Annotated in this window: 2 pseudogenes; both read right to left on the minus strand. The window is 42.9% G+C overall.

Going from position 1 to position 518, the window contains the following annotated elements:
* A pseudogene (locus H5158_RS22800) lies at positions 1-269 on the minus strand (transposase); the annotation flags it as partial.
* A 24-nt stretch (positions 270-293) separates the two neighbouring features.
* Positions 294-518: pseudogene (locus tag H5158_RS23605) on the minus strand (transposase); the annotation flags it as partial.

Genomic DNA, 518 nt, shown 5'->3' on the forward strand with positions numbered 1-518 from the left:
CCTTTACTGCGTTTTAGTCGGCGCTTTTCTTGCTCTGTCTCATAAGTTTCACTTTCTTTAAACAGCGGATTTCGTTTTCTAAATTGGTTATCCGCAATGTAAGTATCAAAGCCACTTTTCGCCATGTATTCAAGGTTTGCTTCGCTGTTAAACCCACTGTCTGCGGTGAATTTGATGGCGTGTTTATCTGAGGATTCATCTGTGCTCAGTTTATCTAACTGTTGTTTTAATTGCTTAACCGCTGGCTGCAGGGTTTGCTGCTCGCCCACTGAACCCCATGCCTGTGCTTGCCGTTATTTACCCAAAGCAAGTATTTGATGTTTATCGTCATTTATCGCAATCCCGTTGTAGCCTTGGATTGTACCTTTTGACGTGGTCATTTTCGCGCTATCGGGGTCGGTAATATTACTTTTAATGGGCTTGCCTTTGCTGCCCGTTTTTTCCTCGTGGGTCGCTAAGAACTCCGTGATTTTATCTGCACTTTTATCCAGCTTTTCTTTTTGCTTTAAATCCTGTGT

Source organism: Pseudoalteromonas sp. SR45-6, assembly GCF_014163545.1.
GTDB lineage: Bacteria > Pseudomonadota > Gammaproteobacteria > Enterobacterales > Alteromonadaceae > Pseudoalteromonas > Pseudoalteromonas rhizosphaerae.